This is a genomic window from Luteimonas sp. R10 (assembly GCF_045689605.1).
Classification (GTDB): domain Bacteria; phylum Pseudomonadota; class Gammaproteobacteria; order Xanthomonadales; family Xanthomonadaceae; genus Luteimonas.
The window spans coordinates 2,827,265-2,849,738 of record NZ_CP141262.1 but is presented as its reverse complement, the minus strand read 5'-3'; the positions used below and the strand labels follow the sequence as shown (position 1 = coordinate 2,849,738).

Here is a 22,474-nt window from a genome sequence, read left to right as displayed (position 1 = left end):
CTAGCGCGCCATAGCAACGGCCGAATCCTGATCCGCCCGGCGCTGCTGCGCCCTGATCAGGCGATCCATTGTGCGCAGACCGCGGTCGCTGAGGCGCATGGCTGCGTCGACCCACTCGCTGGTCACCGACAACAGCTCTTCGAGGCTGGCGGGACGACAAGCCTGCCGAACGGCGTTCATTGACCGGAGTGCGTTGCCGATCCGCTTGTGCTTGCGTACCAGCTCATTGGCGGCACGCAAGCCCTCGCCCTTCGGCACGACCTGGTCGATCACACCCATCTCGAGCAGCTCCTCGGCTGGATAAACACGCGCGTTGAGCATCATCCGTTCCGCTGTCACCGGTGAGACGCGCCGCGTGAGAAAGGTATATGCCCCCATCCCCGGGAACAGATCGAACAGGACTTCCGGAAAACCCATTCCGGTATCTTCCTCCGCGATGATGGTGTGGCAGCAGAGCGCAGCTTCGAACCCGCCACCCAAGGCATCTCCCTGGACCACCGCAATGCTGTGTACTCGGTCTTCATACAATCGATGGAGGTTGAACGCGACCTCGATGCAGAGCTTCGCATACTCGAGCATCCGGCAACGATCTCCTGCGCGGATCATGCGCGAGAACAGTGCGAGGTCGCCGCCGAGGTTGAACACGTCGGCATCGGAAGCAAGCACTAGGTGATGGATGCTGGCGTCTGCGGGATCTTCGGATGCAACCGAACGCCGAATATTCTCCTGACAACGTTTGAGTTCACGCAGCAGGCGCTCCGAGAAGCAAGGGTGATACAGATCTCCTGGATTCGAGTGCATGTAGCACCAGTCCACGCTTCCGACAGGGTCGGAGACGTGGCGAATCAACGATGCATCGTGGCCGAAAGAGACGTTTTCGAGGACAGACATGGCAAGGCTCCGGGCTGGATCGTAGGTGGGGGTGGTTCTCGCCTTTGCGAGAAAGCTGAATATACACCCGGCTCCGGATGTGCTAGAGAGCGCCCAGGGGAGGTGGCGGGCCGCCGGCGCGGCCTAGGGAGGCGCGGGCCGACTATTTGGCTAGCGCGTGCCCCCTTTTCCGGCAAGCAACGATCGGCTCAACCGGAAGGCGAGCCGTTCTCTCGTCCTTGGCAAAGTTCGATCGCGGCGTACCCAGCCACGAGTCAATCGGCGGGCGAATCCCGCAGTTCCCGGCGCAGGATCTTGCCCACGTTGGTCTTCGGCAGTTCCTTGCGGAACTCCACGACGCGTGGCTGTTTGTAGCCGGTGAGGTTTTCGCGCGCGTGTGCCTTGACCTGGTCGGCAGTGAGCCCTTGGTCCTTCTTGACGATCACCACCTTCACCACCTCGCCGGATTTCTCGTCGGGAATGCCCACCGCGGCCACCTCCAGCACGCCCGGCATCATCGCGATCACGTCCTCGACCTCGTTCGGGTACACGTTGAAACCCGAGACCAGGATCATGTCCTTCTTGCGATCGACGATGTAGAAGAAGCCGTTCTCGTCCATCTTCGCCATGTCGCCGGTGTGCAGCCAGCCGTCGGCGTCGATGGCCTTGGCGGTTTCCTCCGGGCGCTGCCAGTAGCCCTTCATCACCTGGGGGCCCTTGATGCACAGTTCGCCGACTTCGCCGGTCGGCAGCATGTTGCCGTCCTCGTCCTTGATGCAGGCGTCGGTCGACGGCACCGGCAGGCCGATCGATCCGTTGTAGTCGGCCAGGGTCATCGGGTTGATGCACGCGGCCGGCGACGTTTCGGTCAGGCCGTAGGCTTCGACCAGCGTCACGCCGGTGGTCTGCTTCCAGCGCTCCGCCACCGCGCGTTGCACCGCCATGCCGCCGCCGAGGGTCAGCTTGAGCGGGGAGAAGTCGATCTGGTCGAAGCCGGGGGTATTGAGCAGGCCGTTGAACAGGGTGTTGACGCCGGTGATGGCGGTGAACTTCACCCCCTTCAGTTCCTTCACGAAGCCGGGCATGTCGCGGGGATTGGTGATCAGGTGGTTGTGCCCCCCGAGCTTCATGAACACCAGGCCGTTCGCCGTCAGCGCGAAGATGTGGTACAGCGGCAGCGCAGTGACGATGGTTTCGCCGCCGGGCTCGAGGTCGTTGCCAATCCAGGCCGCGGCCTGCTGCATGTTGGCGACCAGGTTGCGATGGGTCAGCATCGCGCCCTTGGCGACGCCCGTGGTGCCGCCGGTGTACTGCAGGAAGGCGATGTCGTCCGCCGTGATCGAGACCTCGGGCAGCGGCTGCGTCCGCCCGAGCGCCAGGGCGTCGCGGAACCGGGTCGCGCCCGGGATGTCGTAGTCGGGCACCATCTTCTTGACGTACTTCAGCACGAAGTTGACGATCGCGCCCTTCGGAAAGCCGAGCATGTCGCCCAGGCCGGTGGTGATCACCTGGCGGACCGGCGTTTCGGCCAGCGCCTTCTGCACCGTGTCGCCGAAGTTGTCGAGCACCAGGATGGCGCTGACGCCCGAGTCGGCCAGCTGGTGCTTGAGCTCGCGGACCGTGTACATCGGATTGACGTTGACCACGGTCAGCCCGGCGCGCAGGATGCCGAAGGTGGCGATCGGGTACTGCAGGCAGTTGGGCATCATGATCGCCACCCGGTCGCCCTTCTTGAGCTTGAGCTCGCCCAGCAGGTAGCCGGCGAACTGGCGGCTGAGGGTGTCGACCTCCCGGTAGGTGAGGGTCTTGCCCAGGTTGGAGAAGGCGGGGCGGTCGCCGAAATTGTCGATCGCGCCCTGCAGCACGGCCGGGATCGACGGGAACTCGTCGACGTCGATTTCCGACGGAACACCAGCCGGATAGTGCTGCAGCCACGGACGTTCGATGGTCATGCGGTTCCCCTCCCTGATAGCGACCGGCGCCTGCAATGCGCCGTGTGCGTTGTGTCCGGATTGGAGCATAGGCTCTAGGGGCTGGCAAGGCGGCTGCGGCGGCGCTCGCGGCGCGCTAATCTTGCCGTGGAACACGGGGAGGGACACGAGGTGCAGGCATGCGCGCGCAAACCGGGAGCGACGTTGGCGCTTGCCGTCTGGCTGTGCGCGGCGGTCGCGCTCGGTCCGGCCGGCTGCGCGAGGACGCCGCCCGAGCAGGCGTTGCGCGAAGCCGTGGACGAGTTGGCGGCGGCCATCGAGTCGCGCGACGCGGGTGCCCTGCAGCAGCGGCTGGCCGACGATTTCATCGGCCCGCAAGGCATGGACCGCGCCGCCGCCCGCCGCCTGGCGACGCTCCACTTCATGCGTCACAGCGCCGTCGGCGTGACGCTGGGGCCGCGTGAGGTGACCTTGCACGGCGAGCGCGCGACCGTACGCCTCAGCGCAGGATTGACCGCCGGGTCCGGGCGGCTGCTTCCGGATGCCGCCCGCGCCTACCAGGTCGAGACCGGGTGGCGCCTGGCCGATGGCGACTGGCGCATGACCAGCATCCGCTGGACGCCGGTTGGGACGCGCGGACGGGAGTAGGCCGGGGATGCCCGAAGGCGGATATCGCCCGCCGTTTCGATCGTTCAGGGTGCCATCCTGCCCGTAGAGCCGAGCTTGCTCGGCTGCGCGAGCGTAGGCTCCGGAGCCGGGAGCAGCGGAGCGAGCTCCGCTCTACGGGGGTCGCGGTCGTCGGCTCGTTTGTGGGGGCGTGCCGACCGGCCGTAGAGCCGAGCTTGCTCGGCTGCGCGGCGCGGGCTCCGGAGCGGGGAGCAGCGGGGCGAGCTCCGCTCTACGGGGCGTGTCGGTCAGGCGTTCTGTTTCGCGGCCAGCTGGCGCAGGACATAGTGCAGCAGGCCGCCATGGCGGAAGTACTCCACTTCCTTCGGCGTCAGCAGCAGCACGTCGACCTCGATGCGCTTCTCCTCGCCCCCCGCCTTGCGGGCGACGACGGTGGCGGTCCGGGCCCTGCCGTCGTCGAGACCGATGACGTCGATCGTCTCGGAACCGTCCAGCCCGTGCGACTGCGCGTTCTCGCCGTCGCGGAACTGCAGCGGCAGCACGCCCATGCCGACCAGGTTGGAGCGGTGTATGCGCTCGAAGCTCTCGGCGATCACCGCCTTGACGCCCAGCAGGTTGGTGCCCTTGGCGGCCCAGTCGCGCGAGGACCCGGTGCCGTATTCCTTGCCGGCGAACACCACCAGCGGCACGCCGTCGGCCTGGTACTTCATGGCGGCGTCGTAGATCGGCATCTTCTCCGGCGGCTCTTTGCCGAAGTACAGGGTGTTGCCGCCTTCCTCGCCGCCGAAGAACAGGTTCTTGATGCGGATGTTGGCGAAGGTGCCGCGGACCATCACGTCGTCGTTGCCGCGCCGCGAGCCGTAGCTGTTGAAGTCGGCCGGCTGCACGCCGCGCGAGACCAGGAACTTGCCCGCCGGCGAATCCTGCTTGATGTTGCCGGCCGGCGAGATGTGGTCGGTGGTGATCGAATCGCCGAACAGGCCGAGCACGCGCGCGCCGCGCACGTCCTCGATGCCGCCCACGTCCATGGTCATGCCGTCGAAGTAGGGCGGGTTCTTGATGTAGGTCGAGGCTTCGTCCCACTCGTACAGGTCGCCCTCGGGCGAGGCGATCGCGTTCCAGCGATTGTCGCCCTTGAACACGTCGGCGTAGTTCTGCGCGAACAGCTCCGGGCCGACCGTGGCCGCGATGGTGTCGCCGATCTCCTTGTTGCTCGGCCAGATGTCGCGCAGGTAGACCGGCTGGCCGTCGGCGTCGTGGCCGAGCGGCTCGTTGGTGAGGTCGATGTCGACCGTGCCGGCGATCGCGTAGGCCACCACCAGCGGCGGCGAGGCGAGATAGTTCATCTTCACCTCGGCGTGGATGCGCCCCTCGAAGTTGCGGTTGCCGGACAGCACCGCGGCCACGGCGAGGTCGTTCTCGGCGATGCCCTTGGACACCGCCTCGGGCAGCGGGCCGGAGTTGCCGATGCAGGTGGTGCAGCCGTAGCCGACCAGATAGAAGCCGAGCTTCTCCAGTTCGTCGAGCAGGCCGGCCTTCTTCAGGTAGTCGGTCACCACCAGCGAGCCCGGGCCGAGTGACGTCTTGACCCAGGGAGCGGCCTTGAGGCCCCTGGCGGCGGCGTTGCGTGCCAGCAGGCCGGCGCCGAGCATCACCGCCGGGTTGGAGGTGTTGGTGCAGGAGGTGATCGCCGCGATCACCACCGAACCGTCGGCCAGCTCGTGCTCGCCGTCGTCGAGGACGATCTTGGAGACCGGCTTGGCGGCCAGCGCGCCGGCCTGCGGCTGGGCGCCGCCTTCCTCCTTGAAGTTCGCGACCTGCGAGCCCTGCTCGCCGTTGCGCTTGGCCACCAGCGGACCCAGGTTCTCGTTGAAGTTGGCCTTGACGTCCTCCAGCAGCACCCGGTCCTGCGGGCGCTTGGGACCGGCCAGCGACGGCTTCACCTGGCCCAGGTCCAGCTCGAGCGTGGCCGAGTAGCTCGCTTCCGGTTGGCCCGGCTCGTGCCACAGCCCCTGCGCCCTGGCGTAGGCCTCGACCAGCGCGATCTGTTCCTCGCTGCGGCCGGACAGGCGCAGGTAGCTCAACGCCTCGGCATCGACCGGGAAGATGCCGCAGGTGGCGCCGTACTCGGGCGCCATGTTGCCGATGGTGGCGCGATCGGCCAGCGGCAGTTGCGCCAGGCCTTCGCCGTAGAACTCGACGAACTTGCCGACCACGCCGTGCTTGCGCAGCATCTGGGTGACGGTGAGCACCAGGTCGGTGGCGGTGGCGCCCTCCGGCATCTTGCCGCTCAGCCTGAAACCGACCACCTGCGGGATCAGCATCGACGACGGCTGGCCGAGCATCGCGGCCTCGGCCTCGATGCCGCCCACGCCCCAGCCGAGCACGCCGATGCCGTTGATCATCGTGGTGTGGCTGTCGGTGCCGAACACGGTGTCCGGGAACGCCCACAGCTCGCTGCCGCCGTTGCCGTCGGACAGCTCGCGCGCCATCACCACGCGCGCCAGGTTCTCCAGGTTGACCTGGTGCACGATGCCGGTATTGGGCGGCACCACCTTGAAGTTCTCGAACGCCTTCTGGCCCCAGCGCAGGAAGCCGTAGCGCTCCTTGTTGCGCTCGAACTCGATCTTGCCGTTGAGGTCGAGCGCGTCGGCACGGCCGAACACGTCCACCTGGATCGAGTGGTCGATGACCAGCTCCGACGGGATCTGCGGATTGATCTGCTCCGGGCGGCCGCCGAGCCGGGTGACCGCGTCGCGCATCGCCGCCAAGTCGACTACGCAGGGCACACCGGTGAAGTCCTGCAGCACCACGCGCGCCGGCATGAAGGCGATCTCGGTGTCTGGCTTGTGCTTTGCGTCCCATCGCGCCACCGCCTCGATATGGTCCGCGGCCACCGTCACGCCGTCTTCATGGCGCAGCAGGTTCTCCAGCAGGATCTTCATCGAGTAGGGCAGGTGCGCGATGTCGAAGCGCTCGCCGAGCTTGGGCAGGCTCGAGTACGTGTAGGACTTGCCGTTGACCTGCAGTTGGCTGCGGGTGGCGAAGGAATCGCTCATGGGCGAAGGCTCCTGTGGCTGGGGGCAGGGCGCCCGGGCATTGTCGCCGGGGGGTTGTGACGGGAAAGTATGCCCGATTGAGTATGAAGAATGAAGTATGTAGACTTCCCGCATATCCGGTTATGCCGCGGAGAGCCCCGATGGAAGCGACCGTTGCCGAACGTGGACAGATCACGCTGCCGAAAGCCGTGCGCGATGCGCTGGGCTTGAGCAAGGGCACGATCCTCAAGGTCGAGCTGGAAAATGGCCGGATCATCCTGCGCAAGAGTGTCGACGATGCCATCTCGCGCGCGCGCGGGCGGTTCCGGCTCGACGGGTTCGCCGATACCGACGACGCCCTGAAGACGATCCGCGGGCGCGCTCCCGGCGACCCGCTCGACCCCTGATCCGACCGACCGTGGCAAGCCGATGATCCGATGATCGCCATCGACACGCCTGTGCTGGTCGACCTGCTGGCCGACTGCCCCCATGCCGGCGCCGCGGAGCTGTGTCTGCGACAGTGCCTGGGCAGCGGGCCGGTCGTGGTCTGCGACGTGGTGCTGGCCGAGGTCTGCAGTGCGCTCAAGGACGGCGCCGAGGCCCTGTCGGTGCTCGAGGAGATGAGCATCCGCTTCCATCCGCTGGAGGCGAAGTCGGCGCTGCGCGCCGGCGAGATGCAGCGCCGGCATCGCCAGCGTGGCGGCAGCCGCGCCCGCGCGGTACCGGACTTCCTGATTGGCGCGCACGCACTGCTGCAGTGCAACGGGCTGATCACCCGTGACGCACGTTTCTTCCGCGACTACTTCAAGGGCCTGAAACTGATCGTGCCGTCGGTCTGAGCGGGCGACCCGGCTCAGGCGGCGTCGGGTTGCGGCGCGGCCAGTTCGAGCAGGCGCGCAGCGATCCCGTGCAGCGGCAGGACCTGCTGTGCGGCACCGAGCCGGAATGCGCTGCCCGGCATGCCCCAGACCACGCTGCTGTTCTCGTCCTGGACCAGGGTGGCGGCGCCGACCCGGTGCATTTCCAGCAGCCCGCGGGCGCCGTCGTCGCCCATGCCGGTCAGCAATACGCCGATGGCGTTGCGGCCGGCGCTGCGTGCGACCGAGTGGAACAGCACGTCCACCGAGGGCCGGTGACGGTTGACCGGTGGTCCGGCATCGCTCCGGCAACGCCAATGGGCGCCGTCTCGGACGACGGCGAGGTGGCGATCCCCGGGCGGCAGATAGACGTGGCCGGGCAGGATCGCTTCGCCGTCCTCGGCCTGGCGCACCGACATCGCCGAAAGCCGGTCGAGGCGTTCGGCGAAGGGCTTGCTGAAGCCGGCCGGGATGTGTTGCGTGAACACGATCGCGGGGGCATCGGCAGGCATCCGCTCGAGCACGACACGGATCGCCTCCGTACCGCCGGCCGAGGCGCCGATCGCGATCAAGCGGTTGCTGGTGCGGAAGCGCAACGCCGGAACGTCCGCTACCGAGGGGACGGCGCTGGTCACCGGACGCTGCAATGCCCGCACATGGGCACGTGCGGCGCCCTTGACCTTGGCGCAGATCTCGTCCGCATACCGTTCCAGTCCGTCCGCCACGCCCATCTGCGGCTTGGTCACGAAATCCACCGCGCCCAGGGACAGCGCCTGCAGGGTGGTCGCGGCGCCGCGGCTGGTCAACGAGGACACCATGACCACCGGGGTCGGCCGCAGCCGCATCAGGTTCTCGAGGAATGCCAGGCCGTCCATGCGCGGCATCTCGACATCGAGCGTGATCACGTCCGGGTCCAGGCGCTTGATCTTCTCGCGCGCGATCACCGGATCGCTGGCGGTACCGATCACTTCGATGGCGCGGTCGCGGGAAAGCACTTCGGTGAGCAACTGCCGGACCAGGGCCGAATCGTCGATGATCAGCACCCGGCAGCGGGCGGACACGCTCATCCGAACAGTTCCACGCCACCGCAGAGTGGTGTCCGTGACAACTGCGCCCGGACCGCGGACTCGGTGGCAGCCACCTCCGCCTCGTGCGCGTGCGGCAGCCGCTGCACCATCACCTTGCCGGTATGCGGGAAGAACCAGATCTTGCGCGGGTGGATGCCCTGCAGGTCGGATGCGACGACCGGAATGCGTTCGGCCTGCAGGTACTTGCGCACGAACTCGGCATTGCGGGTGCCGACAGGATTGTTGACGAAACCCTGCAGCACGTTGGCGCCACCGAAGACCTTTGCCTGCAGGCGCGTGCGGCTGGCGCCGCGCTTGAGCAATTCGTTGATCAGCAGCTCCATCGCATAGCTGCCGTAGCGCGCCGGCGCGCCATCGCTGACCGTGCCCTCGGGCAGCATGAAATGGTTCATCCCGCCGATGCGCAGCACCGGGTCGCGGACACAGGCGGCCACGCACGAGCCGAGTACGGTGACCAGCGCGGTCGGATCCTCGACCACCAGGTACTGGGTGGGGAGCAGCTTCGCCGCCGGCACCTTGAAACGGGTGTCGTGGTAGCGCAGCACCTCGTCGGTTCGCAACGCCACGCCGCTCATGACGCCAGCGTCCGCGTGCGGCGATAGAGGGTGCGGCCGCAGGGCTGGATCAGGTCGGCGGCGTGCAGGTAGTTTTCGGAGTGGCCGGTGTAGAGCAGGCCGTCATGCGCCATGTGCCGCACAAGCTTGGCCAGGACCGTGCGCTGGGTCGGCTTGTCGAAATAGATCATCACGTTGCGGCAGAACAGCGCCGCGACCGGCGCGCCCACCTCGTAGTGCGGCGCCAATAGGTTGAGCGGCCGGAACTCGATCAGCTTGCGCAGCGCCGGTCGCACCCGGCAGAGGCCGCTGCTGGCGCCGGTGCCGCGCTGGAAGTAGCGCTGGCGCAGCTCCAGGTCGAGCCCGGAAATGCGATCGAGCGGGTAGATGCCGCGCTCGGCCGTGGCCAGCACCTGGGTGTCGATGTCGGTCGCCAGGATGCGTACCGGCGGGGCCAGCGATCCGTGGGCCTCGCAGGCGACGATCGCCATCGAATACGGCTCCTCCCCGGTGGAAGCGGCGCAGGTCCACAGTCTGGCCGGTTGGCACAGCGTGCCGAGCTGCTCGCGCAGGCGCTCGAAGTGGTGAGGTTCGCGAAAGAACGAGGTCAGGTTGGTGGTCAGCGCATTGATGAACGCTTCCCACTCCGCGCCGCCGTCGCGCTCGAGGCGGTCCAGGTACTCGCGGAAGCTGGAAATCCCCAGCGCGCGCAGGCGCCGCGACAGGCGGCCGTAGACCATGTCGCGCTTGGCCGGCACCAGGGCGATGCCGGCGCGGTCGCGGATCAGCCCGCAGACACGTCGGAAGTCGCTGTCGGCGAATTCGAACTCGCGGTCTTCCGGCGTCCGCGACGCCAGGGAGGGAGGGGATTGACTGGACACGGGAGGCGCACGCTGCGGGAAGGCGCCGCGGCGGCGGAATTGCCGCCGCGGTTTGCGGGAATCAGAATTCCTGCCACTCCGCTTCCGCGGTCTCCGGCACCCGTGCAGGCGCCGGTTTGTCGCGACGCAGCGGGGTCACGCGGCTGTCGGGCCGCGCCGGCGCGCCGGGAGCGGGTTTCGCGCGTGCGGGGGAGGCGGGTGCCGCGGCTTCCTGCACGCTGAACACCGCCACCACCTCGGCCAGGTGTGCGGCCTGTTGTTCCATGCTGCGCGCCGATGCCGAGGCTTCCTCGACCAGGGCGGCGTTCTGCTGGGTGGCCTCGTCCATGCTGACGATGGTCTGGTTGACCTGTTCGATGCCCGAGGCCTGCTCCTGGGAGGCGGCGGAGATCTCGCCCATGATGTCGGTCACGCGCTGGACCGAGGCGACGATTTCGCCCATGGTCTCGCCGGCGCGGTTGACCAGGGCCGAGCCGTCGCCGACCTTGGCGACCGAGTCCTCGATCAGGCCCTTGATCTCCTTGGCGGCGCCGGCCGAGCGCTGGGCGAGGGAGCGGACCTCGGAGGCGACCACGGCGAAGCCGCGGCCCTGTTCGCCGGCGCGGGCGGCCTCGACGGCGGCGTTGAGCGCCAGGATGTTGGTCTGGAAGGCGATGCCGTCGATGACCGAGATGATGTCGGCGATCTTCTTCGAGGCATGCTCGATGTCGCGCATGGTGGTGATCACCTGGCCGACGATCTCGCCGCCCTGGGAGGCGATCGAGGCGGCGCCGTTGGCGAGCTGGTTGGCCTGCCGGGCGTGTTCGGCGTTCTGCTTGACGGTGGAGGTCAGCTCCTCCATCGAGGCGGCGGTCTCCTCGAGGTTGGCGGCCTGTTGTTCGGTGCGGCGCGAGAGGTCGGAGTTGCCGGAGGCGATCTCGGTGGAGGCGGTGTTGATCGCGACCGACGCGCGCTTGATCCGCGACATGATGTCGGTCAACTGTCCGGCCGTGGCGTTGGCGTCGTCGCGCATGCGCGCGAACACGCCGTGGAACTCGCCCTCCATGCGCACGGTCAGGTCGCCGGCGGCCAGCGCGGTCAGCAGTCGCGATACCTCGTCGAGGCTGCCGGCGTTGGCGTCGAGCAGCTGGTTGAGCTGCCCGGCCAGCTGCAGGAAGAAACCGGTCTTGGCCTCGGTGTCGATGCGCTGCGACATGTCGCCGGCCGCGGCGGCGGCGACGATCCGCGCCACCTCTTCCTCGACCTGCGCCTCGCCGGTGCGGTCGCGCCACTCGCAGACGGTGCCCACGCTCTCGCCGGCCTCGTTGCGGATCATCGACACGCTCTGCGCGAAACTCGCCTGGCCGTACCTCATCTCCCGCTCGGCGGTCCCGTCGCGTTCGAGCCGGGCGATGAACTGCGTATCGGGCACCCCGCCGTGCTCGAGCACGGTGACCTGCTGGCCCATCAGCGGCTCGGACGGGTCGATCGCCGGCAGCGCCGCGGCGATGTCTCCGGAATAGCCGTCCAGCATCGTTCGCAGAGCCGGATTGGTGTAGACGATGTTGAGCTCCGGATCGGTGATGAACAGCCCCGTCGAAGAGGCCTCCAGCGCGGTGCGGATGCGCAGGTTCTCGCTCGCTACCGCCTGGTCGCGCTCGCTGCGCTCGCGCAGGTCCTGCTGCATGCGCTGCATCGCCTTGAGCAGGTCGCCGATCTCGTCGGCGCGGCCGCTGTCGATCCGGCTGTCGAGCTTGCCCGCGGCGACGTCGTTGGCCACCACCACCGCTCCGCGCACCGAGCCGGCGAGGGCGCGGGCGAACAGCCACGCGATCGCGGCGCCGCCGGCGATCCCTGCCGCCAGCATCACCAGGATCACGACCGTCGCCGCACGATAGGTGCCCTGGGCGCTGCGCGAGGCGGCGGCCGCCTGGGCGTCGCTGATCGCGATCAGCGCGTTGACCGCCGCGGTGGCCTGGTTGTGGAGCTGGGAGGTTTCGCCGAGGAAGGTGTCCAGCGCATCCTCCGGCAGATCCAGGTCGACCATCTCGTCGACCGATCGATACGACTCCAGGGCCGCCATCCAGCCGGCGTCGAACTGCTCCAGCGCCTTGGCGGCTTCCGGACCGTTGCCGAGCTTCGCGTAGGCCGCCGAGGTCTGCGCGATCTCCGCCTCCAGCGCGGCCGCGCGGGTCCGCGCATCCTGCTTGACCGCCTCGCTGGCGCGCAGCAGGCCGCGGTAGGAGGTGTTGCGGAACTCGCCGAGCAGGGCGCGCAGCTCGGCGGCCGTCGCCACGCTGCGCAGGGTCCGGCCGGCCAGGCGTTCGGTCTCGCCCTGGAGCGAATTCATGCCCGAATAGGCGGCGATGCCTTGGCCGAGCATCAGCGCAATCAGCACACCGAAGGCGAGCATCAGCCTTGGAGCGAGGCGGAGGTTGTTGATCCAGTTCATGCGTGGTCTGTCCTTTCTCGTGCTGTCCCTGAGGCTGCCGGCCCTTCCGTCGGGCCGGCGATGAGAGTCGGAACCGAGATTCAGTTGATCGTGGCCAGCTTGATGTTGGAAGGCGAGGTGACGCTGATCTCGGCGCGGTTGCTGTCGCGCTTGATGGCGCCGATCACGCAGACGTCGCGGCCCTCGAGCTCTTCGGGCGTGGGACGGAAGCTGCCGCGCTGGTCGCCCGGAATGCGCGCGGAGAACGTGTGGCGCGGGAACGTCCCGCCCATGTACAGGAAGGTCGGCTCGCCCTCCGAGTTCTGCGCGTAGCGCGTCTTCTCCACCTTGCCGCAGACCATGCCGGTCTTGCCGATGAATCGGGTGGCTTGCTCGGCCGGGATCATTTCCTGGGCGACGAGAGTCGCCGGAGCGGCGTAGGCGGCGACCGCCAGGGTGGTGGCCAGCAGCAGGGTCGCGGGGATCTTCATCGGGGGTTCTCCGTGGGTTGATGGTTGGCGGCGGCCCGCGGCTGCGGGTCCGCCCGGATCGGGCGCCGGTCCAGGTGACGGGCGGGTCAGGCGGCCGCTTCGAGTTCCTCGGCGATCAGGTCGGCGCTGTCGAGGAGCGTCTCGATGTCGAGCAGGATCAGCATGCGTTCGTCGACGGTGCCGATGCCGGAAATGAAGCGGGTATCCACTGCCGCGCCGAACTCGGGCGTCGGCCGGACCTGGTCGTGCGCGAGCGGGATCACATCGGACACGCCGTCGACGACGATGCCGACCACGCGGTCCTCGACGTTCAGCACGATCATCACGGTGAAGCTGTCGTAGCGCGCCTCGGCGAGGTGCAGCTTCAGCCGCAGGTCGATCACCGGCACGATCGTGCCGCGCAGGTTGATCACGCCCTTGATGTAGGCGGGCGCGTCGGGGACGCGGGTGACGGAGTCGTAGCCGCGGATCTCCTGCACCTTGAGGATGTCCACGCCATAGTGCTCGTCGCCGAGGGTGAAGCTCAGGAACTCCCTGGTGAAGGCATCGGGCGTACCGCTCTTATTCTCGTTCATCGTGTCTCCTCGGCCGGGGCGCGCCGCCGCAATGGGTGAATCGAAGTCGTGCTTGCTTGATCGGCCGGAGCGCCTGCAACTTTAGAATCGGCGGTCCGGCCTGCCGGGAGTCGACGGCGACAAGGTCAGAACTCGGCCCAGTCGTCATCCGCCGCTGCGACGGCCGCCGTGGCGGCCCGGCGTTTCGGCGCTCGCGCGGGTTGCCGGTGACCGGCCGCCCTCGGCGCGGCGGCACACTTCGTCGGTGTCATCGCCGCGGTCACGGCGCGCGGTGCGGCCGCCGCCGCACGCGCCGGGGCCGGCGCCGCGGCGGCGTGTTCCTGCAGGCGGAACGAGGCGATGGCTTGCGCCAGTTGCGCGGCCTGCTCTTCCGTCGAGTGGGCGGAGGCGGAGGCCTCCTCGACCAGGGCGGCGTTCTGCTGGGTGGCCTCGTCCATGCTGACGATGGTCTGGTTGACCTGTTCGATGCCCGAGGCCTGCTCCTGGGAGGCGGCGGAGATCTCGCCCATGATGTCGGTCACGCGCTGGACCGAGGCGACGATTTCGCCCATGGTCTCGCCGGCGCGGTTGACCAGGGCCGAGCCGTCGCCGACCTTGGCGACCGAGTCCTCGATCAGGCCCTTGATCTCCTTGGCGGCGCCGGCCGAGCGCTGGGCGAGGGAGCGGACCTCGGAGGCGACCACGGCGAAGCCGCGGCCCTGTTCGCCGGCGCGGGCGGCCTCGACGGCGGCGTTGAGCGCCAGGATGTTGGTCTGGAAGGCGATGCCGTCGATGACCGAGATGATGTCGGCGATCTTCTTCGAGGCATGCTCGATGTCGCGCATGGTGGTGATCACCTGGCCGACGATCTCGCCGCCCTGGGAGGCGATCGAGGCGGCGCCGTTGGCGAGCTGGTTGGCCTGCCGGGCGTGTTCGGCGTTCTGCTTGACGGTGGAGGTCAGCTCCTCCATCGAGGCGGCGGTCTCCTCGAGGTTGGCGGCCTGTTGTTCGGTGCGGCGCGAGAGGTCGGAGTTGCCGGAGGCGATCTCGGCGGAGGCGGTGTTGATGGCCGCGGAGGCCTGGTGGATGCGGCCGACGATGTCGGCCAGCTGGGCGACGGTGGCGTTGGCGTCGTCGCACATATGCGCGAACACGCCACGGAACTCGCCTTGCATACGCACCGTCAGGTCGCCCTGGGCGATCGCCTGCAGCACCGCCGAGACCTCGGCCAGATTGTCGTCGGTGGTCTGCATCAGTCGGTTGAGGCCGTCGACCATCTCGCGGAAGCCATGCTCGAACCGCGCCGCATCGCCGCGGGCGGTGAAGTCGCCGTCGCCCGCCGCGCCGACCAGGCGGCGGATCTCGCCGTTGATCGCCTGCAGGTTGCTCTTGACGGTGTCCATGGCCTCGCTGAGCACGGCCTTCTCGCCGGGCAGGCGGTCCATGTCCTCGGACAGGTCGCCCACCGCATAGCGGCCCATGATCTGCGCCAGCCGCATCTTCACCGCGATGTGCGCGGCGACCAGGGCGTTGGTGTCGTGGACCATGCGACCGTAGTCGCCGGGGAAGGCGGCCTCGTCCATGCGGTAGCTGATCTGGCCCTCGTCGTGACGCAGCGCCATCTCGGTCTGCGCGTTGATCACCGCCTGCAGCTGCGCCTGCATCTTCCGCATGCTCTCGAGCAGGCGGCCGGTCTCGTCGCGCGCGGTCGTTCCGATGTGGTTCTCCAGCCTGCCCTCGGCGATGGCATCGGCCACGCGGGTGGCTTCACCGAGCGGACGCGCGATCATGCGGGTGATCACCCAGCCGGCTGCGGCGGCGAGCAGCGACAGCAAGGCCAGCGCGGCCAGCATCGCGGTGACGGTGCTCGCGTGGGCCGCGTCGGCCCTGTCCATTTCCCCTTCCATGTGGGAAACGTTGAAGTCCTTGAGCACGAGGATCGCCTCGAACAGGTCGCGGCGGACCGGACGCGATCGGTCGTCGGAGATCTGCTGGGCGAGTTCGGGGTCGCCGGCACGGAGCGCATCGCCCATGTCGCTGTTGGCCAGCAGGTACTGGTCGAGCAGGTCCTTGACCCCGGTATGCAGCGCTTCTTCCTCGCCGATGGTCATGGTCGCCAGGTAGGCGCCGTGCGCCGTGGCGATCGCTTCGCGCACGCCGTCCATGCGCTTGAAGTAGTCGGCAACCGCCTCTGGGTCGTCGGCGCGCGCCAGCTGCGCCAGTTCATAGGTGCGCAGTTCGCCGAGTTGCGCGCGCACTTCGCCAAGCTGGTACACCGCCGGCACCCAGTTCGCCTCGAGGTCGTCGAGCAGCGCCTGCGACACCTGCATCCGGACCAGCGCGAAGGCGCCGAGCGCGACCGTCATCAGCGTGGTGAGGGTGAAGGCGATGCCCAGCTTGCGGGCGAGGGAAAGGTCTTGGAACCAGCGCATGGCACTCTCCGGAGCGGTTTGTTCGCGGACCGTGGGCGGTGCGCGGATGCCGGGCGGATGCCCGGTACGCCACGGTTATCGACAGCTCCGCTTTGCGCTTTAAGTTCGTCCGACGAACGGCAGCGGCGACATGGCGGAGATGGGGCGCTCCGCAGCTTTCGCACCGGAGCCCGCGCAGTCGAGCAAGCTCGGCTCTACCGGGGCTCCGGAGCCCGCACGGCTGGCCCGAGTCGCTCGCCGGAAAGCGTGTCAGAAGCTGAACTGCGTGCGCATCTCGACGATGTCTGGATCCGCCGTGCTGGTGCCGCGCTCGGCCTTCACGTCGACGTAGTTGACCTGGACTTTGAAATGCCGGGCGAAATACCAGTTGGCGCCGAGCGTGCGGTTGCGCTGGCTGCCACCGGCGATGTCGCCGGCGTCGAGGTCGAGGCTGCTGTAGCGGGCCAGCAGCTCCAGTGCACCGAGGCGGCCGGTGGGCTTGGGGTTCGATGCCCCGCCGCCGCTGTAGCCGCGCGACTCGCCCGTGACCATCCAGCTGGCGAACACGTAGTAGCCACCGGTCGAGTACGAAGGCAAGGCCTCCTCGCGGCTGGTCGACTGCCGCAGGTACTCGCCCTGCAGCGACCAGGGCCCGCCGATCCAGAGCAGCTCCAGGCCCTGGCGGTCGATCGCATCGACGCCCGCCAGGGTGCCCGAATCGACCAGCCGCACCGAGGTCAGCGCGGCTTCCGGTTTCGCCCGCCAGCGCACGCTCGCGGGAACCCGCGCACCGTCCTCGCCGGTTCGCGCATCCGGAACTTCCCGGGTCGCGGACGCGCCCAGGTGTAGGACCCGGCCGGCCTCCCGTAGCGGAACCCAGGCTCCACGCACCGCCACGGTGCGGCCGGCGTTGTTGCCCTGCAGATCGCCGTGGTAGTAGCCGGCGTTGAACACCGCGTGCGGCCGGTCCAGGGTCCAGTCCAGGCCGATCCGCCGCCCCTGGTAGAACGCCTGCGTGGGCAGCGAGTTCTCCAGAAAGGCCGTGTTGCGCGTGGCGGTATTGCCTTCGAGGCCCAGCGGCACCTTGCTCTGGCCGAGCCGGAGCCTGCCGAGATCGCGACCGGCGAAGGCGCTGGTGTCCAGCTTGATCCCGACATCCATCCAGGTGCGCGACGCGAAGTCGAAACCGGCTCCCAGCTCATAGATGCCCTTGCGCTTCAGGACCAGGCCGAGTTCCTTGCGGCGCCAGTCGTGCGCATCGTCGAAGGCCGCCGCCGCGCCGTCGTCGTCGCCCGAGAAGCCGTTGTGGTCGTAGGCGAGGTTGCCGGTCGCCGACAGCTCGGCACCGTCGGCGAAGGAGGCCGCCGGCGGCCAGGCGCGGACGCCGGGAGTGCCGGCGTCTCCGGCTGCGAGCGCGGTGCCGGACAGCATCGACGCGGCGATGCCCAGGGTGAGCAGGGATGTCATGGACGGTCCTGTGGGTGCGGGGCGGCCGCGCACCCGGGGGCGGGGAGAGGGGGCTCAGGCCGCCTGCGGAAGGCGTTGCGCGCGCACCAGGCCGCCGACGTCGACGATCAGCGCGACGCGCCCGTCGCCGAGGATGGTGGCGCCGGAGACGCCGTCGACGCGCCGGTAGTTGTGTTCGAGGCTCTTCACCACGACCTGCTGTTGGCCGACCAGCTCCTCGACCTCCAGCGCGATCTTCTGGCCGTCGCCCTCGACCACCACGATCAACGGGTCGCGCTCGCGCCGGCCGCCGTAGCCGTAGACGTCCGCCAGCGATACCAGCGGCAGGTACTCGCCGCGGACCTGCAGCACGCGGCCGCTGCCGGCCACGGTGCGGATGTCGGCCTGGCCGGGCTGCAGCGCCTCGAGCACGTGGGTCAGGGGCAGGATCAGCACCTCGCCGCCGGCGATCACGCTCATGCCGTCGAGGATCGCCAGGGTCAGCGGCAGGCGGATCACCACGCGGGTGCCGCTGCCCTGCGCGCTGTGCAACTCGACTTCGCCGCCCAGGTCCTGGATGTTCCGCCGCACCACGTCCATGCCGACGCCGCGACCGGACAGGTCGGTGACCTCGTCGTTGGTGGAAAAGCCGGGCTGGAACACCAGGTCCCAGACCTGGACGTCGCTGGGATTCTCGGGCATGGCCAGGCCGCGCTGCTTCGCCTTGGCGAGGATGCGTTCGCGGTTCAGGCCGCGGCCGTCGTCCGAGACCTCGATGACGATGTATCCGCCCTGGTGCGAGGCGGCCAGGGTGATCGTGCCGCTCTCCGGCTTGCCGCCGGCGCGACGGGTTACCGGGTCCTCGAGGCCGTGGTCGATGGCGTTGCGCACCAGGTGCACCAGCGGGTCGGCGACTTTCTCGATCAGGCTCTTGTCGAGTTCCGTGCCTTCGCCCAGGGTCCGTAGCCGCACCTGCTTGCCCAGCCGCGTGGAGAGATCGCGGACCAGGCGCGGGAAGCGGCGGAACACGGCGTCGACCGGCAGCATGCGCACGCCGATCACCGCTTCCTGCAGGTCGCGGGTGTTGCGCTCGAGCTGCTCCAGGCCGGTGAACAGGCGCTCGGCCAGCGCCGGGTCGACGCTCGAGCTGGCCTGCTTGAGCATGGCCTGGGTGATCACCAGCTCGCCGACCAGGTTGATCAGGTCGTCGATCTTGTCGACGCCGACCCGGACCGAACTCTCGGCGACTTCGGAAATCGAGTACGGCTTGGCCGCGGCCGGGGCGGCGGCGTCGGCCAATGCCGTAGGCGTGGGGGCGGCCGCGACCGGCTGGATGTCCAGCTCGCACTCGTCCTCCACCCAGGAGAACACCTCGTCGAGGGCGCCACGCGGTACCTGCGCCATCAGGCCCAGATCCCAGGCCAGGCAAGCCTCGAGCGGATCGAGCTGGGCGAAGGCGGGCAGGCGGTCGAGCCTGGCGGCCACCTCGAGCGGGCCGAGGTGCTCGAGTTCGCGCAGGATCCGCAGCGGGTCGTTGCCGCTCATGAACAGCGACGGTGCCGGCGTGAAGCCGATCTTCCAGCCTTCGGGAAGTGCGTCGGCCGCCTTCGCCGCCGCCGCAGGCATGCCCGGCCCGGCATCGAGCACCGCTTCCAGGCGGGTACGCGCGGCCTGCACCTCCTGCGCGTCGGCGGGGCGGCCGTGCTCGGCCTCGGCCAACAGCGCACGCAGCACGTCGACCGATCCCAGGATCGCATCGAGCGCGGCGCGGGTCGCTTCGCGATGCCCGCCGCGGATATCGTCGAGCAGCGTTTCCAGCAGGTGGGTCAGGCCGGCCATGCCCTCGAAGCCGAAGGTGGCCGCGCCGCCCTTGATCGAGTGCGCCGCGCGGAACACCGAATTGACCAGCTCAGCGTCGCGGTCGCCGGCGTCGATCGCCAGAAGGGCCGCCTCCATCGCGTCGAGGCCTTCGCGGCTCTCCTCGAAGAAGGTGGCATGAAAACGTTGCAGATCCATGTTCATGGCCGCGGTCCGGTGGTCGGGTTGGCTGTGGAGCGGATCAGCTCACGACCTTGCGGACGGTGGCGACCAACTGCTTGGGGTCGAAGGGCTTGACCAGCCACCCCGTGGCGCCGGCGGCCTTGCCGTCGGCTTTCTTGTCGGCGCCGGATTCGGTGGTCAGCATCAGCAGCGGGGTGAACCTGTAGGCCGGAAGCTGGCGCAATTCGCGGATCAGCGCGATGCCGTCCATGTTCGGCATGTTCACGTCGGTGATCACCGCGTTGAAGGTGCCGCTCCGGGCGAGGCCCAGCGCCACCTTGCCGTCCTCGGCCTCCTCGACGGTGTAGCCGGCCGAGGTGAGCGCGAACGCCACCATCTGCCGCATCGAGGCCGAATCGTCCACTACCAGAATGCGTGCGCTCATGCGGCGTCCTCCACGGGGTCTTTAGCGGGTTGTCTGGTCGGGAGCCAGGCCGAACTGCGCGTCCAGGCCGAGAATTCGGATCGCGTCGCGCAGCGCCTCGCTGCATCCGTCCAGTTCGGTGGACAGGCCGGCATCGGCGCGGCTGCGCGCCAGTGCGCACAGCACCTGGACGCCGGCGGTGTGCACGCGCGCCACCCGGCTGCCGTCCAGGAGCAGTGGCTGCTCCTGCGCCAGACAGGGCGCCAGACGCGCTTTCAGCTCGGCACAGGACTCGATCCCGAGATCCTCGCCCAGGGGCACAGCGTTCATCGACACTCCGCAACGGATGGTTCGATCCTGTTTAACGGCCCGCATGAGCGGATCTTTAGCGGAGGCCTGGACTCGTTCGGGAGCCTCCCCGGGCGCCCGGCCGCGGGTCGAACGTGGTGCCGTCCGATGCTGCCCGATGCCGTCGGTGCCGCAGCGCCCCGCGGCCTGCGCCGCGGGCTCACACCTGGACGCCGAGCAGGCGCGAGGCATCGAGCAGGATCAGCAGGCGCTCGCCCTGGCGTGCGATGCCGCGGAAGCGGTCGTCGCCGTTGCGGCCGACCCGCACGTGGTCCGGCGACTCGATCTGGTGTTCGTCCAGGCGGGTGACGTCCTCCACCGCGGACACGCGCAGGCCGAGCACCTCTCCGTCTTCCTCCAGTACCACGATGCGCACGCCGGGGCCGTCGTCGACGGCCTCCTGGTCGAGATGCAGGCCGAGGTCGATCACCGGCACCACCTGGCCGCGCAGGTTCATCACGCCGGCCATCGCCACAGTCGCGCCGCGCATCGGCAGCAAGGGTGCCGGCAGTACGACCTCGCGGATCTTCAGCAACTCCAGTGCGTAAGCCTGCGTCCCGCAGCACAGCCGCAGCCAGCGCGAGCTGCGGTCGCTCGCGCGGCGGCGGCGCTCGTGGTCGTCGTGCGCGTCCGCGCCGGGCGGCGTCAAGGCGGCCGGAGCCGGCTGCCCCGGGGTCGCCATGGACTGCACAGGCATCGCCACCGCGGGCGTTGGGCGGGGTGCAGGCGATGGCGCCGGCCTGGATGCGATCGTCGCGAGTTGCGGCGCGGGCGCCGGCGTCGCGTCCGGGGGCGAGAGCAGCAGATCGACATAGGCGTCGACGGCGGGCAAGGCGCTCATGCAGCCCGCTCCAGGCGGCGAGCCTGCCCTGCGAGGATCCAGTCGAGGGCGCGCGCGTAGGCGTCGAGCGCACGCCCGGGCTGGGCGGACGTCGCCGGCTGCTGCGCCAGGATGTCGGCATTGCGCAGTTGGGTATCGATCGGGATCGCTTCGCTCCACGCCAGCGGGCCGTATTCCTTCTGCATCTGGCGCAGCGTCTCGCGGCCGACGCGGGTGCGGCGGTCGAACATCGTCGGCAGCACCGCGGCCGGCAGCGGCCGGCCGCGCGAGCGCGCGATCATTTCTCCGGTGCGGCGCATGCCGGCCAGGCCGTGCAACGCCAGCGGCTCCGTCTGGGTGGGCACGACCAGGTGGTCGGCGGCGGCCAGCGCGTTGACCATCAGCAGCCCGAGCGTGGGCGGACAGTCGAGCAGGACGTAGTCGTGGCCGGCGGCATGCCGCGACAGCGCCTGCGACAACGCCAGGCCCAGCCCGGGCTGGCTGGCGCTGCGGCGCTCGAGCGTGGCCAGCGCGGTCTGTGCGCAGACGAAATCGAGGCCTTCGAGAGGACTCGGGTGCGCCAGCTCCGAGAGCGGCCGCGGCGGCGTGGAGAACAGCTCCAGTACTCCCGACGGCGGCGGTTCGGCGGGCACGCCAAAGGCACGGGTCAACGAACCATGGGGGTCGAGGTCCACCAACAGCACCCGCTGGCCGCGCAGCGCCAGGGTGCGGCCCAGCGCCAGCGTGGTGGTGGTCTTGCCCACGCCACCTTTCTGGTTGGCGATCGCCCAGACGCGCATCATCCGGCTCCTGTCGGGGTGGAAGTACCGGCCGCGATGTCGGCGGATGTGCGCCCGGACGCGACCGTGTCCGCTGGCCCGCCCGGGTCAGGGACGATGTCGTCGCCGTCGGCTTCGGGCGCCGCGAGCACCATCAGCACCACCCGGCGGTTGCGATTGCGCCCTTCCTCGGTGGCGTTGTCCGCGCGGGGGCGGTGCTCGCCGTAGCCGACCATCACCAGTCGCTGCGGCGCGATCCGTTCGCGCACGAACAGGTGCACCACGCTGGCGGCGCGGGCGGCCGAGAGTTCCCAGTTGGACGGGAACTGCAGGGTGTTGATCGGGCGGTCGTCGGTATAGCCCTCCACGCGCACCGCGTTCGGGGTGTCGCGCAGCAGCAGCGCCAGGTCCGCCAGCAGTTCCTGTGCGCTGCCGGCCAGCGACGCCGATCCGGTCGCGAACAGAATGTCGCTGTTGATCTCCACCTCCAGCCAGAGTTCGGCGCGATGGATGGTGATCAGCCTGGCTTCGATCATCGGCGCCAGCGCATCCCGCAACTGCGCGGCGATCGCGTCGAGCTGGCGCCGCGCCCGCGCCGGCGCCCGGCCGCCGGCATCGCGGTTCTCGCGGTCCAGGCGCATCTGCGAGACCAACGACGGCATCAGCGGCGAGTCCAGCACCGGGGAGGGCGTCGCGCCGCTGGAGCCGGATTTCCACGACGCGGGCGGGCCGGGATCGGTGACCTGGTGGTCGCCGGCCTCGAGCGGGCTCAGCGAGCGCGGCTGGCCGCTGAAGGCGATGGCCAGGGAATCGGACAGCACGCGATACTTGCCCTCGTTGAGCGAGGAAACCGCGTACATCACCACGAAGAATGCCAGCAGCAGCGTCATCAGGTCGGCGTAGGGGATCGCCCAGGCCTCGTGGTTGTTGTGCTCGTCGTGTCTCTTGCGGCGCGCCATGCCCGT

Annotated in this window: 20 protein-coding genes; 3 read left to right on the top strand and 17 right to left on the bottom strand. The window is 69.1% G+C overall.

Going from position 1 to position 22,474, the window contains the following annotated elements; all coding sequences use genetic code 11:
* Both U3649_RS12510 and U3649_RS12505 read right to left on the bottom strand, forming a co-directional pair.
* Positions 1 to 891: a crotonase/enoyl-CoA hydratase family protein gene (locus tag U3649_RS12510; protein WP_407351650.1), complete on the bottom strand. Its 891-nt coding sequence runs from the start codon at positions 889 to 891 to the stop codon at positions 1 to 3.
* A gap of 254 nt (positions 892 to 1,145) precedes the next feature.
* Positions 1,146 to 2,822 carry a long-chain fatty acid--CoA ligase gene (locus tag U3649_RS12505; RefSeq protein WP_407351649.1) on the bottom strand — a complete coding sequence of 559 codons (1,677 nt, stop codon included), beginning with the start codon at positions 2,820 to 2,822 and terminating at the stop codon, positions 1,146 to 1,148.
* Between the two features lie 183 nt (positions 2,823 to 3,005).
* On the opposite strand from U3649_RS12505, the gene U3649_RS12500 reads away from it, so the two are divergent.
* Positions 3,006 to 3,449 carry a nuclear transport factor 2 family protein gene (locus tag U3649_RS12500; RefSeq protein ID WP_407351648.1) on the top strand — a complete coding sequence of 148 codons (444 nt, stop codon included), beginning with the start codon at positions 3,006 to 3,008 and terminating at the stop codon, positions 3,447 to 3,449.
* Positions 3,450 to 3,715: 266 nt separating this feature from the next.
* On the opposite strand, the gene acnA is transcribed toward U3649_RS12500, so the two are convergent.
* The gene (gene acnA, locus U3649_RS12495) at positions 3,716 to 6,487 is read right to left on the bottom strand and encodes an aconitate hydratase AcnA (protein WP_407351647.1); all 2,772 of its coding nucleotides are present in this window, start codon (positions 6,485 to 6,487) and stop codon (positions 3,716 to 3,718) included.
* Between the two features lie 140 nt (positions 6,488 to 6,627).
* Here acnA and U3649_RS12490 point away from each other — a divergent pair, with 140 nt between their 5' ends.
* Together U3649_RS12490 and U3649_RS12485 are read left to right on the top strand one after the other, a co-directional pair.
* Positions 6,628 to 6,873, top strand: coding sequence for an AbrB/MazE/SpoVT family DNA-binding domain-containing protein (locus U3649_RS12490; protein ID WP_149193514.1), 246 nt, complete (start codon positions 6,628 to 6,630; stop codon positions 6,871 to 6,873).
* A gap of 30 nt (positions 6,874 to 6,903) precedes the next feature.
* Positions 6,904 to 7,305, top strand: a complete 402-nt coding sequence (locus tag U3649_RS12485) for a type II toxin-antitoxin system VapC family toxin (protein WP_407351646.1) — start codon at positions 6,904 to 6,906, stop codon at positions 7,303 to 7,305.
* A 14-nt stretch (positions 7,306 to 7,319) separates the two neighbouring features.
* On the opposite strand, the gene U3649_RS12480 is transcribed toward U3649_RS12485, so the two are convergent.
* The 14 genes from U3649_RS12480 to motD all read right to left on the bottom strand — a co-directional run bounded on the left by U3649_RS12480 (position 7,320) and on the right by motD (position 22,468).
* Positions 7,320 to 8,390, bottom strand: coding sequence for a chemotaxis response regulator protein-glutamate methylesterase (locus U3649_RS12480; protein WP_407351645.1), 1,071 nt, complete (start codon positions 8,388 to 8,390; stop codon positions 7,320 to 7,322).
* A complete protein-coding gene (cheD, locus tag U3649_RS12475) occupies positions 8,387 to 8,986 on the bottom strand; it encodes a chemoreceptor glutamine deamidase CheD (protein WP_407351644.1) in 600 nt (199 codons plus the stop codon). Before cheD ends, U3649_RS12480 begins: the two co-directional genes overlap by 4 nt.
* Complete coding sequence (locus U3649_RS12470; protein ID WP_407351643.1) at positions 8,983 to 9,846, bottom strand: CheR family methyltransferase; 864 nt, start codon at positions 9,844 to 9,846, stop codon at positions 8,983 to 8,985. The genes cheD and U3649_RS12470 overlap by 4 nt, the downstream gene beginning before the upstream one ends.
* Positions 9,847 to 9,907: 61 nt before the next feature.
* Complete coding sequence (locus U3649_RS12465) at positions 9,908 to 12,277, bottom strand: methyl-accepting chemotaxis protein (protein WP_407351642.1); 2,370 nt, start codon at positions 12,275 to 12,277, stop codon at positions 9,908 to 9,910.
* 80 nt (positions 12,278 to 12,357) lie between these two features.
* Positions 12,358 to 12,747, bottom strand: coding sequence for a hypothetical protein (locus U3649_RS12460; RefSeq protein WP_407351641.1), 390 nt, complete (start codon positions 12,745 to 12,747; stop codon positions 12,358 to 12,360).
* 86 nt (positions 12,748 to 12,833) lie between these two features.
* Positions 12,834 to 13,322: a chemotaxis protein CheW gene (locus U3649_RS12455; protein WP_407351640.1), complete on the bottom strand. Its 489-nt coding sequence runs from the start codon at positions 13,320 to 13,322 to the stop codon at positions 12,834 to 12,836.
* Positions 13,323 to 13,447: 125 nt separating this feature from the next.
* Positions 13,448 to 15,733: a methyl-accepting chemotaxis protein gene (locus tag U3649_RS12450; RefSeq protein ID WP_407351639.1), complete on the bottom strand. Its 2,286-nt coding sequence runs from the start codon at positions 15,731 to 15,733 to the stop codon at positions 13,448 to 13,450.
* 249 nt (positions 15,734 to 15,982) lie between these two features.
* Positions 15,983 to 17,179: an OprO/OprP family phosphate-selective porin gene (locus tag U3649_RS12445; RefSeq protein ID WP_407351638.1), complete on the bottom strand. Its 1,197-nt coding sequence runs from the start codon at positions 17,177 to 17,179 to the stop codon at positions 15,983 to 15,985.
* Positions 17,180 to 17,233: 54 nt separating this feature from the next.
* Positions 17,234 to 19,180, bottom strand: coding sequence for a chemotaxis protein CheA (locus U3649_RS12440; protein WP_407351637.1), 1,947 nt, complete (start codon positions 19,178 to 19,180; stop codon positions 17,234 to 17,236).
* A gap of 37 nt (positions 19,181 to 19,217) precedes the next feature.
* A complete protein-coding gene (locus tag U3649_RS12435; protein ID WP_407351636.1) occupies positions 19,218 to 19,583 on the bottom strand; it encodes a response regulator in 366 nt (121 codons plus the stop codon).
* Positions 19,584 to 19,604: 21 nt separating this feature from the next.
* Positions 19,605 to 19,892 (bottom strand): lipid asymmetry maintenance protein MlaB, encoded by a 288-nt coding sequence (locus U3649_RS12430; protein ID WP_407351635.1) that lies wholly within the window; start codon positions 19,890 to 19,892, stop codon positions 19,605 to 19,607.
* 178 nt (positions 19,893 to 20,070) lie between these two features.
* The gene (locus tag U3649_RS12425; RefSeq protein WP_407351634.1) at positions 20,071 to 20,751 is read right to left on the bottom strand and encodes a chemotaxis protein CheW; all 681 of its coding nucleotides are present in this window, start codon (positions 20,749 to 20,751) and stop codon (positions 20,071 to 20,073) included.
* Positions 20,748 to 21,530, bottom strand: coding sequence for a ParA family protein (locus U3649_RS12420; RefSeq protein ID WP_407351633.1), 783 nt, complete (start codon positions 21,528 to 21,530; stop codon positions 20,748 to 20,750). The genes U3649_RS12425 and U3649_RS12420 overlap by 4 nt, the downstream gene beginning before the upstream one ends.
* Positions 21,530 to 22,468, bottom strand: a complete 939-nt coding sequence (motD, locus tag U3649_RS12415; protein WP_407351632.1) for a flagellar motor protein MotD — start codon at positions 22,466 to 22,468, stop codon at positions 21,530 to 21,532. The genes U3649_RS12420 and motD overlap by 1 nt, the downstream gene beginning before the upstream one ends.
* Between the last annotated feature and the right edge of the window lie 6 nt (positions 22,469 to 22,474).

Excerpts from the sequence above, each read along its gene's own strand:
- U3649_RS12510 (WP_407351650.1), bottom strand. The coding sequence starts at position 891 with ATGTCTGTCCTCGAAAACGTCTCTTTCGGCCACGATGCATCGTTGATT.
- U3649_RS12505 (WP_407351649.1), bottom strand. The coding sequence starts at position 2,822 with ATGACCATCGAACGTCCGTGGCTGCAGCACTATCCGGCTGGTGTTCCG.
- acnA (WP_407351647.1), bottom strand. The coding sequence starts at position 6,487 with ATGAGCGATTCCTTCGCCACCCGCAGCCAACTGCAGGTCAACGGCAAG.
- U3649_RS12490 (WP_149193514.1), top strand. The coding sequence starts at position 6,628 with ATGGAAGCGACCGTTGCCGAACGTGGACAGATCACGCTGCCGAAAGCC.
- U3649_RS12485 (WP_407351646.1), top strand. The coding sequence starts at position 6,904 with ATGATCGCCATCGACACGCCTGTGCTGGTCGACCTGCTGGCCGACTGC.
- U3649_RS12480 (WP_407351645.1), bottom strand. The coding sequence starts at position 8,390 with ATGAGCGTGTCCGCCCGCTGCCGGGTGCTGATCATCGACGATTCGGCC.
- cheD (WP_407351644.1), bottom strand. The coding sequence starts at position 8,986 with ATGAGCGGCGTGGCGTTGCGAACCGACGAGGTGCTGCGCTACCACGAC.
- U3649_RS12465 (WP_407351642.1), bottom strand. The coding sequence starts at position 12,277 with ATGAACTGGATCAACAACCTCCGCCTCGCTCCAAGGCTGATGCTCGCC.
- U3649_RS12460 (WP_407351641.1), bottom strand. The coding sequence starts at position 12,747 with ATGAAGATCCCCGCGACCCTGCTGCTGGCCACCACCCTGGCGGTCGCC.
- U3649_RS12455 (WP_407351640.1), bottom strand. The coding sequence starts at position 13,322 with ATGAACGAGAATAAGAGCGGTACGCCCGATGCCTTCACCAGGGAGTTC.
- U3649_RS12450 (WP_407351639.1), bottom strand. The coding sequence starts at position 15,733 with ATGCGCTGGTTCCAAGACCTTTCCCTCGCCCGCAAGCTGGGCATCGCC.
- U3649_RS12445 (WP_407351638.1), bottom strand. The coding sequence starts at position 17,179 with ATGACATCCCTGCTCACCCTGGGCATCGCCGCGTCGATGCTGTCCGGC.
- U3649_RS12440 (WP_407351637.1), bottom strand. The coding sequence starts at position 19,180 with ATGAACATGGATCTGCAACGTTTTCATGCCACCTTCTTCGAGGAGAGC.
- U3649_RS12435 (WP_407351636.1), bottom strand. The coding sequence starts at position 19,583 with ATGAGCGCACGCATTCTGGTAGTGGACGATTCGGCCTCGATGCGGCAG.
- U3649_RS12430 (WP_407351635.1), bottom strand. The coding sequence starts at position 19,892 with ATGAACGCTGTGCCCCTGGGCGAGGATCTCGGGATCGAGTCCTGTGCC.
- U3649_RS12425 (WP_407351634.1), bottom strand. The coding sequence starts at position 20,751 with ATGAGCGCCTTGCCCGCCGTCGACGCCTATGTCGATCTGCTGCTCTCG.
- U3649_RS12420 (WP_407351633.1), bottom strand. The coding sequence starts at position 21,530 with ATGCGCGTCTGGGCGATCGCCAACCAGAAAGGTGGCGTGGGCAAGACC.
- motD (WP_407351632.1), bottom strand. The coding sequence starts at position 22,468 with ATGGCGCGCCGCAAGAGACACGACGAGCACAACAACCACGAGGCCTGG.